Raw genomic sequence first — 8,379 nt, 5'->3', positions numbered from 1 at the left:
GCCGGTCGAGTACCGTGTCAAACGGTTCCCCAACCTCTACTTCTGATTGGCTCAGGAATCCGAGGGGACTTCAGCAAGAGCAAAGTCCAGAGCCTCGATCTCAGGCTAACAAACGAACAATCGGGATGGGGTAGTCGCAGGCGCGTCAGCCTTGTAAGGCCAGTCGTACCTAGGTTGAGCGGTGTGCATATGCACGTGGCGGCTGCGATCTCATGGTTGAGAGTGCAAGTGCTGAACGATCCCGCAGCGGAGCCGACCCGTCACAGATGAGCTTCGGCCAGGCGCTGCGTCTACACATCTTTTGACCTATGAGGTGCCCAGTTATCTCGCTATCCTGAAACGCCTACGGGCAGGAGATGACAATGATTGAGCTTTGCCGCGACTTGGTCGCTCTGGTGGCTGCAGCCGACCCTGAGAATGGCGGGCGTAGGCAGGTGTCCTACGAGCAACTGAAAGCGCTGGCGGATCGCGCTGCCGAGCTCATCCAGCCGCGCGAGCTGATGGAAATTGAGATCGACGCCATTGAGCAGAATCTGGCATCACGCGAGCACGACGCGGATCCGTCTTGCGGACATCCGGCGTGACGAGCATCTATTTCGTCCCGCGCTCGGACTCTTTGGTGGCCTCTGGAGCGGAGGCTGGCTTCGGGCTTTGACGACTGGCCGTCATTCGTGGCTGTCGGGATGGTTCTCCCGACTCGTGGCAAGCCTGCGGATCAATGGCCTGTCCGGAGGGACTCGAACCCCCGACCTGCTGCTTAGAAGGCAGCTGCTCTATCCAGTTGAGCTACGGACAGGTGGAATGGATGACGTGGTCTTGGCTTTGCGCCAAGAAACAAGGCCCGCGGCCACTGGGGTAGCGCGCGGGCCTGTATCGATGGGATGGTCGGAGCGGCGGGATTCGAACTCGCGACCCTCTGCTCCCAAAGCAGATGCGCTACCAGACTGCGCTACGCTCCGACGAACCGCGAATTCTACCTGATGCGGGCGGTTGTTTTTGACCGGCAGCGGTTCTGGCGACAACTTTCTCGCCACCGTGCGCACAGGCGTGCCGATTGGGCAGGCGGCGATGCGACACCGGCGCGCGCGCCGCGGGCGTTCAACGCCGTTGGTACTGGGTTTTTCCAAACAGCACTTCCTTCTCTGCTTCGGTGCGGGTAGTGGTGCGTTGGTCGGCCAGGACGTTTTCGCCGCGTTGCACAGCAGGACGCGCACCGACGCGATCAAACCAGGCCTTCAGTTGCGGGAAGTCGGCCCAATCGATACCTTGGTTCTGCCAGGACCGCAGCCAGGGGTAGATGGCAATGTCGGCAATCGTGAAGTCGCTGCCGGCAATGTAAGCGCCGGTGTGTTCGATGCGGGCGTTCATCACGCCGTACAGGCGCTTGGCCTCGTTGGTGTAGCGGTCGATGCCGTAGTCGATCTTCTCCGGCGCGTAGATGCGGAAGTGGTGCGCCTGCCCGAGCATGGGGCCGACGCCACCCATCTGGAACATCAGCCACTGCATCACGCCAAAGCGTCCGCGCACGTCGGCCGGCATGAAGCGCCCGGTCTTTTCAGCCAGGTACATCAGGATGGCGCCGGATTCAAACAGCGAGATCGGCTGGCCGTCCGGCCCATCGCTGTCGACGATGGCGGGGATCTTGTTGTTGGGGCTGATCTTCAGGAAGTCAGGTTGGAACTGGTCGCCCTTGCCGATGTTGACGGCGTGCACCTGGTAAGGCAGGCCGCACTCTTCCAGCATGATGTGGACCTTGTGGCCGTTCGGCGTGGGCCAGGAATAGACGTCGATCATGGGCAGGCTCCAGTGGGTTGTCGGATGAGGGCAGCCGCTCGCAGACGGCGAGTCGAAGCGCTCATTGTGCGCAGCTGTTGCCCAGTGCGTGCGGCACATGCAAAAAAGCGCAACCTCCGTCGGGAGGTTGCGCCTGAAATGCTATGAATAATGTAGCTCCTTGCGCAGGTGGTTGTAGCGCTGCAGGCCAAATTGATCTGAATTTAAGTCCTGCCCTGGCGACGATGTCTGCGCGCAGGCTGGCAAGCTCAGCTGCCGCGCGTGACGGGCATCTCCACTTCCTTGGCATTGACCATGTGCTTGGCCAGCTCCAGCTTGGCCAGCGCGTTGCGGTGCACCTCGTCCGGGCCGTCGGCAAAGCGCAGTGTGCGCTGGTTGGCGTAGCTGTAGGCCAGCGGGAAATCGCCGCTGATGCCCGCGCCGCCGTGTGCCTGCATCGCCCAATCAAGGATGCGGGTGGACATGTTGGGCGCCACGATCTTGATCATGGCGATCTCGGCCTGCGCCACCTTGTTGCCCACCGTGTCCATCATGTAGGCGGCTTTCAGCGTGAGCAGGCGCGCCTGCTCGATCATGCAGCGCGACTCGGCGATGCGTTCGCGCCACACGCCTTGCTGCGAGATCGGCTTGCCGAACGCCACGCGCTGGTTCAGGCGCTTGCACATCAGCTCCAGCGCGTACTCGGCTGCGCCGATGCTGCGCATGCAGTGGTGAATGCGGCCAGGGCCCAGGCGGCCCTGGGCGATGGCGAAGCCCTGGCCCTCGCCCTTCAGCAGGTTGCCGACGGGCACGCGCACGTCTTTCAGCTCGACCTCCATGTGGCCGTGCGGCGCGTCGTCATAGCCGAACACCGTGAGCGGCCGGATGACTGTGATGCCCTTCGCGTTGGCTGGCACCAGGATCATCGACTGCTGCGAATGGCGCGGCGCCTCGGGGTCGGTCTTGCCCATCACGATGTAGACCTTGCAGCGGGGGTCGCCCGCGCCGGAAGACCACCACTTGCGCCCGTTGATCACGTATTCGTCGCCCTCGCGGCGCATCGAGCATTCGATGTTGGTCGCGTCGGACGAGGCCACGGCCGGCTCGGTCATCAGGAAGGCCGAGCGGATCTCGCCCTTGAGCAGCGGCTCCAGCCATTCGTCCTTGTTGGCTTCCGATCCGTAGCGCTCGATCGTTTCCATGTTGCCGGTGTCCGGCGCCGAGCAGTTGAACACCTCCGGCGCCCAGGGCACGCGGCCCATGATTTCGCACAGCGGGGCGTATTCGAGGTTGGACAGGCCTTCGGGCGCGCGCGGCGACTTGGGCAGGAACAGGTTCCACAGACCGGCGGCGCGGGCCTTGGGCTTGAGTTCTTCGACGATCTTGGTCGGCACCCAGGCGTTGCCCTTGGCGCGGTTGGCGGCGACCTCTTCATGGAACACGTTCTCGTTGGGGTAGATGTGCTCGTCCATGAAGGCCAACAGGCGCGCCTGCATGTCCTTGACCTTGGGGCTGTAGTCGAATTCCATCGTCGTGTCCTCGGGTTGCTTGAAACAAAAAGGGCCTGTAGCCCTACAGTTACCTGCGCAGGCAGCTATGCTTTTTGAGCAAAGCGCCAGGCCAGTTCCGCCATGGGCCGCGCGCCCGCGCCGCTGGCACGGGCCTGGGCGCTGCTGGCCGTGCCGTCTTCGACCCGCTTGGCAATGCCCTGCAGGATGGCGGCGATGCGGAACATGTTGTAGGCGAGGTAGAAATTCCAGTCCGGCGCCAGCGCCTCGGGCGTGGTGAAGCCGGTGCGCTCGCAGTAGCGGCGGATGTAGTCGGCCTCGCTCGGGATGCCCAGGCTCGCGATGTCCAGGCCGCCAATGCCGCGGAAGGTGCCCGGCGGGATGTGCCAGGACATGCAGTGGTAGCTGAAGTCGGCCAGCGGATGGCCCAGGGTGGACAGCTCCCAATCCAGCACGGCCAGCGCGCGCGGCTCGCTCGGGTGGAACATCAGGTTGTCGAGCCGGAAGTCGCCGTGCACGATGCTGGTCAGCCCTTCGTCGCGCGAGCTGGCCGGCATGTGTGCGGGCAGCCATTCGATCAGGCGATCCATCTCAGGGATCGGCTGCGTGACGGACGCCTGGTACTGCTTGCTCCAGCGGCCGATTTGGCGCTCGAAATAGTTGCCGGGCTTGCCGTAGCTTTCCAACCCGCGTGCCTTGTAGTCGACCGTGTGCAGCGCGGCAATGACGCGGTTCATCTCGTCGTAGATGGCGGCGCGTTGATCGTTGGTCATGCCGGGCAGAGACTGGTCCCACAGCACGCGGCCGGCGACGAACTCCATCACGTAGAAGGCGCGGCCGATGACAGACTCGTCCTCGCACAGCACGAACATGCGCGCCACCGGCACGTCGGTGCCGTGCAGCGCGTTCATCACGGTGAATTCGCGCTCGATCGCGTGGGCGGAAGGCAGCAGCTTGGCCACCGGGCCAGGCTTGGCGCGCATCACATAGCTCGTGCTCGGCGTGATCAGTTTGTAGGTGGGGTTGGACTGCCCGCCCTTGAACATCTCCACCGAGAGCGGGCCGGCAAAACCGGGCAGGTTTTTCTCAAGCCATGCCGACAGCGCGGCGGTGTCGAAAGCGTGGGCTTCGGAAACAGGGCGCGTGCCCTCGAACTGGTGGGCGTCGGTCATGTGGAAACTGTCGGAGCTAAACGTCGGATTCGCCAATGCGCAGCAGCGCGTGGCGATCGCAGACCACGAGGCCCGCGGGTTCGACCCGGATCACGCCCTCGCGCTCCATGGTCTTGAGTTCCTGGTTGACGCGCTGGCGCGAGGCGCCCAGCAACTGCGCCAGCTCTTCCTGCGCCAACTGCAGCGTGATGCGCCATTCGTCGTTGGACGACAGGCTGGCCACGCCGTAGCTGCGCACCAGATGCCCGATCTGCTTGGCCAGGCGCGCGCGCAGCGGCAGCGTGTTGAGGTCTTCCACCTGCCCGAACAGCAGCCGGATGCGACGCGCCTGCAGCTTGAGCAGGGCTTCGTACAGCTCGGAATGCTGCGCAAGAATTTTCTGGAAATCGGCGCGGGCGACGATCAGGATGGTGGTCGGCCCGTGCGCATACGTGTCGTGCGTGCGCCGGTCGCCGTCGAAGATTGACACGTCGCCAAACCAGATGCCGGGCTCCACGTAGGTCAGCGTGATCTGCTTGCCCGCCAGCGTGGTGGACGACACGCGCACCGCCCCTTTCGCGCAGGCGATCCACTGCTCGGCCGGTTCGCCGCGGGCGACGATCAGGTCGCCGTCCTGGTAGCGTTTGACGAAGGCGCATCGAAGAATGTCGTGCCGAAGCGAGGGCGAAAGGGAGGAGAACCAGCGACCACTGTTGATCGCTTCACGTTCCTCCATGGTAAGAATGGGGTCGTCCATGGCCTGTCGTTTGGGTGACTTCGAAAGGGCTGATTGTCGCGCTCGCGACCGCCGCGCCCCAAGGTACGGCACGGCGCACGGTCAGTGCGCCAGCGTTTCAAGGGAAATGGGCCTGTGGCCCTTGCTAAGGCGGCGCAGCTAGCTCTCTTATTGATAGCGTGGCTTGTCCTTGGCGAGGAACGCTGCGATGCCGATGCCGCCGTTGGCGTGGTGCAGGTTGCGCACGAAGTGATCGCGCTCCATCGCCAGGTGTTCGGGCAGGCCATGCTGCCCGGCTTCGCCCACCAGTTCCTTGATGCTGGCAAGGACGTTGGACGCGCGGTCGGCGAGTTGTTCGGACCAGCCGAGGGCGGTGTCCAGCGCCGCGCCCGCGTCGCACAGGCGGTTGACCACGCCCAGCTCATGCAGGCGCTGCGCGCCAATGCGCTCGCCGGCCATCAGCAGCTCGGTCACCAGCTGGCGCGGCAGGGCGCGCGACAGGCTCCAGCTGCCGCCGCCGTCGGGCGAGAGGGCGACGCCGCTGTAGGCCATCACGAACACGGCGTTGCGCGCGGCGACGATCAAATCGCACGCCAACGCCAGCGAAAAGCCTGCCCCGGCGGCTGGGCCTTCGACCGCGGCGATCACCGGCTTGGGGAAGCTGCGGATCGCCTCGATCCAGGTGTGCAGGTTCTCGATGCTCTGGGCCTGCACTTCGGGCGGCTTTTGCCGGTTGGCCTGCAGCCGCTGCAGGTTGCCGCCTGCGCAGAAGACCGTGCCTTCGCCGCGGATGACGACGCAGCGCACCTCCGGGTTGGATTCGGCGACGTTCAGTGCCTCCACGCCCGCGGCGTACATCTCGGGGCCCAGGGCGTTGCGGTGTTCGGGGTTGTGGATGGTCAGCACCATGGTGCGGCCATCGACCACACTGCGCAGTTCAGCGGTCATGCAAGGCTCTCGTCAAAGGAAGAAGCGGGGGGAAGGGCGCGAGCGGCGGGCTGACGTGAGATGCGAGCACGCGCAGCGGCCAGCGCCCGTGGAGCGGTCGGCGACCGCCTTATTCCGGTGTGTCCGGGTCGCCATCGGCACCGGGGGCGGCCTCGGCCTGCCGAGCCAGTTCTTCGTCGCTGAGGGGCGGCAGCTCTTCCAGCTCGGCAATCTGCCGCAGCTCTTCGGCCGTGTGCCCGGTCTGCGGCAGCAGCGCCTGATCGATCTGCGCCTGCAGCAACGCGCCTTCATCGGCGATCAGCGGCTGCGCCGTGCCGGTCGGCGTGGCCTTGTCACCCGGCTTCGCCCCCCCCAGGTCGTCCAGCGTCTTGGCAAAGTCACCGTCTTTGGGCGTCGTATTCATTCTGTCTCCTTGCCTTGGTTTGCTACCAATTATCTAGCTGCCTGCGCAATATTCAGTAGGGCTGGCGGCGGGTTTGATAAGAATATCACCGGTCGCAGCCTACCCCAAGAACCGCTGAGCCCACCGCCAGCAAACGCCATGCCCGGACCTGCGCCGGGCATTGGCGTTGTCCCCCCTCCCGCAGGAGAGGAGGGAAGGCGCCGCAGGCGACTCAGGGGGGTGTTCATTCCTCCTCATGGAGGAGGCTGAGCCCAATCGCCCCGCGCCGGCGCAGCCATGGGCTGGGGCGGTAACGCGGGTCGCCGTACACGGTCTGTAGGTTGAACAGCACTTCCAGGATATTGGCAGGACCGTACTTGTCGCCCATGGCCAGCGGGCCGAGCGGGTAGCCCAGGCCCAGGGTCACGGCCGTTTCCAGGTCCTTGGGCGTGCACACGCGCTGCTGGCACATGTCGGCCGCGATGTTGATGATGGTGGCCACCACGCGCTGGGTGACAAAGCCGCCCGAATCGCGGATCACGCTGACGGGCTTGCCGTCCTTGGCGAACAGCGCGTGCGCCGCATCGCGCATGTCGGTGCGGGTGGCCGGGTTGGTGGCCAGCACGCGGCGCTTGGTCGCCGCGTCGTCGATCAGCATGTCGATGCCGACGGTGCGCGCAGGGTCCAGCCGTTCGACCACGGCGACGGTGGTCATGTCAAAGCCCAGCGGCGCGACGATGGTCAGCGCCTGCGGCGAGGGCGATTGGCCGGTCTCGATCTTGGCGCCCAGGTCTTTCAGCAGCTGGTACAGCTCGGCGCGGCGCGCGGCGCGGGTCGACACCCACACCGGCGGCAGCTCGGCCACCTGCGGCACGGGCGGCTCGGCGGCGATCTGCGCGGCGCCGTCCACGTACTTGTAGAAGCCGTCGCCCACCTTCTTGCCGAGCACGCCGCCCGCCAGGCGCTGCGCGGTGATCACGCTGGGGCGAAAGCGCGGCTCCTCGTAATACTGGCGGTAGATGGATTCCATGACCGGGTGTGACACATCCAAGGCGGTCAGGTCCATCAGCTCGAACGGGCCGAGCTTGAAGCCGACCTGGTCCTTCAGGATGCGGTCGATGGTGGCGAAGTCGGTCACGCCCTCACCCACAATGCGCAGCGCTTCGGTGCCGTAGCCGCGGCCCGCGTGGTTGACGATGAAGCCGGGCGTGTCGCCCGCCTGCACCGGCGTGTGGCCCATCTGGCGGGCGTAGTCGGCCAGTTGCTGGCACACGGCGGCGTCGGTCTTCAGACCAGCGATCACTTCGACCACCTTCATCAACGGCACCGGGTTGAAAAAGTGGTAGCCGGCAAACTGCTGCGGGCGCTTCAGGCCCGCGGCGATGGCCGTCACCGACAGCGACGAGGTGTTGGTGGCCAGCACGGCCGTCGGGGCGACGATGTCTTCCAGCTCGCCAAACAGCTTTTGCTTGACGTCCAGACGTTCCACCACCGCTTCCACCACCAGGTCGCACGGCGCCAGATCGGCCAGCGCGGCGGCGGACTTCAGGCGCTCTTTCTGCGCTGTGGCCTGCTCGTCGGTCAGGCGGCCTTTCTCGACCAGCTTGTTCCATTGCGCGCCCAGCGCTTCGCGCGCCTTTTCGATGGCCGTGGCTTGGGTGTCGAACAGGATGACGGTGCTGCCGGCCTGCGCCGCAATCTGCGCAATGCCGCGGCCCATGGCGCCGGTGCCGACGATGCCGACGGTCTTGAATTCGGGTGTGTGCATACAGGCATTATCGTGCACGTGGTGAAATGAAACGCTTGTGCTAGGTGTAGTTTCTCAACACGTTGTTCCCGTCGAATGCGAGTCGCGTGATGGGAGGCAGGTGTTCGGTGGCT

8 protein-coding genes and 2 tRNA genes are annotated in these 8,379 nt (G+C 65.2%); 1 reads left to right on the top strand and 9 read right to left on the bottom strand.

All coding sequences use genetic code 11. From position 1 onward, the window contains the following. Positions 1 to 356: 356 nt before the first annotated feature. Positions 357 to 584, top strand: a complete 228-nt coding sequence (locus FVQ98_RS19370) for a hypothetical protein (RefSeq protein WP_147915097.1) — start codon at positions 357 to 359, stop codon at positions 582 to 584. A gap of 135 nt (positions 585 to 719) precedes the next feature. Here FVQ98_RS19370 and FVQ98_RS19365 read toward each other — a convergent pair. The 9 genes from FVQ98_RS19365 to FVQ98_RS19325 form a co-directional block, all read right to left on the bottom strand. Then, positions 720 to 796: transfer RNA gene (locus FVQ98_RS19365), tRNA-Arg, on the bottom strand. A gap of 86 nt (positions 797 to 882) precedes the next feature. Beyond that, positions 883 to 959: transfer RNA gene (locus tag FVQ98_RS19360), tRNA-Pro, on the bottom strand. Positions 960 to 1,098: 139 nt separating this feature from the next. Continuing rightward, positions 1,099 to 1,794: a glutathione S-transferase N-terminal domain-containing protein gene (locus tag FVQ98_RS19355; protein WP_147915096.1), complete on the bottom strand. Its 696-nt coding sequence runs from the start codon at positions 1,792 to 1,794 to the stop codon at positions 1,099 to 1,101. A 248-nt stretch (positions 1,795 to 2,042) separates the two neighbouring features. After that, positions 2,043 to 3,302: an acyl-CoA dehydrogenase family protein gene (locus tag FVQ98_RS19350; protein WP_147915095.1), complete on the bottom strand. Its 1,260-nt coding sequence runs from the start codon at positions 3,300 to 3,302 to the stop codon at positions 2,043 to 2,045. A gap of 65 nt (positions 3,303 to 3,367) precedes the next feature. Then, positions 3,368 to 4,453, bottom strand: a complete 1,086-nt coding sequence (locus FVQ98_RS19345; protein WP_147915094.1) for a phosphotransferase — start codon at positions 4,451 to 4,453, stop codon at positions 3,368 to 3,370. Positions 4,454 to 4,469: 16 nt separating this feature from the next. Continuing rightward, the gene (locus FVQ98_RS19340) at positions 4,470 to 5,189 is read right to left on the bottom strand and encodes a Crp/Fnr family transcriptional regulator (RefSeq protein ID WP_147915093.1); all 720 of its coding nucleotides are present in this window, start codon (positions 5,187 to 5,189) and stop codon (positions 4,470 to 4,472) included. A gap of 147 nt (positions 5,190 to 5,336) precedes the next feature. After that, positions 5,337 to 6,116, bottom strand: coding sequence for an oxepin-CoA hydrolase, alternative type (locus tag FVQ98_RS19335; RefSeq protein WP_147915092.1), 780 nt, complete (start codon positions 6,114 to 6,116; stop codon positions 5,337 to 5,339). A gap of 109 nt (positions 6,117 to 6,225) precedes the next feature. Further along, positions 6,226 to 6,519 carry a hypothetical protein gene (locus FVQ98_RS19330; RefSeq protein WP_147915091.1) on the bottom strand — a complete coding sequence of 98 codons (294 nt, stop codon included), beginning with the start codon at positions 6,517 to 6,519 and terminating at the stop codon, positions 6,226 to 6,228. 223 nt (positions 6,520 to 6,742) lie between these two features. Next, the gene (locus FVQ98_RS19325; protein WP_147915090.1) at positions 6,743 to 8,266 is read right to left on the bottom strand and encodes a 3-hydroxyacyl-CoA dehydrogenase; all 1,524 of its coding nucleotides are present in this window, start codon (positions 8,264 to 8,266) and stop codon (positions 6,743 to 6,745) included. Positions 8,267 to 8,379 lie beyond the last annotated feature (113 nt).

The organism is Ottowia flava, from assembly GCF_008017535.1.
GTDB lineage: Bacteria > Pseudomonadota > Gammaproteobacteria > Burkholderiales > Burkholderiaceae_C > Ottowia > Ottowia flava.
Note: the sequence above shows the minus strand (reverse complement) of the source record. Positions and strands in the feature narration are given on the sequence as shown.

What these genes read in the sequence shown, in the direction of transcription:
- FVQ98_RS19370 (WP_147915097.1), top strand. Translation starts at nt 357, where the DNA reads ATGACAATGATTGAGCTTTGCCGCGACTTGGTCGCTCTGGTGGCTGCA.
- FVQ98_RS19355 (WP_147915096.1), bottom strand. Translation starts at nt 1,794, where the DNA reads ATGATCGACGTCTATTCCTGGCCCACGCCGAACGGCCACAAGGTCCAC.
- FVQ98_RS19350 (WP_147915095.1), bottom strand. Translation starts at nt 3,302, where the DNA reads ATGGAATTCGACTACAGCCCCAAGGTCAAGGACATGCAGGCGCGCCTG.
- FVQ98_RS19345 (WP_147915094.1), bottom strand. Translation starts at nt 4,453, where the DNA reads ATGACCGACGCCCACCAGTTCGAGGGCACGCGCCCTGTTTCCGAAGCC.
- FVQ98_RS19340 (WP_147915093.1), bottom strand. Translation starts at nt 5,189, where the DNA reads ATGGACGACCCCATTCTTACCATGGAGGAACGTGAAGCGATCAACAGT.
- FVQ98_RS19335 (WP_147915092.1), bottom strand. Translation starts at nt 6,116, where the DNA reads ATGACCGCTGAACTGCGCAGTGTGGTCGATGGCCGCACCATGGTGCTG.
- FVQ98_RS19330 (WP_147915091.1), bottom strand. Translation starts at nt 6,519, where the DNA reads ATGAATACGACGCCCAAAGACGGTGACTTTGCCAAGACGCTGGACGAC.
- FVQ98_RS19325 (WP_147915090.1), bottom strand. Translation starts at nt 8,266, where the DNA reads ATGCACACACCCGAATTCAAGACCGTCGGCATCGTCGGCACCGGCGCC.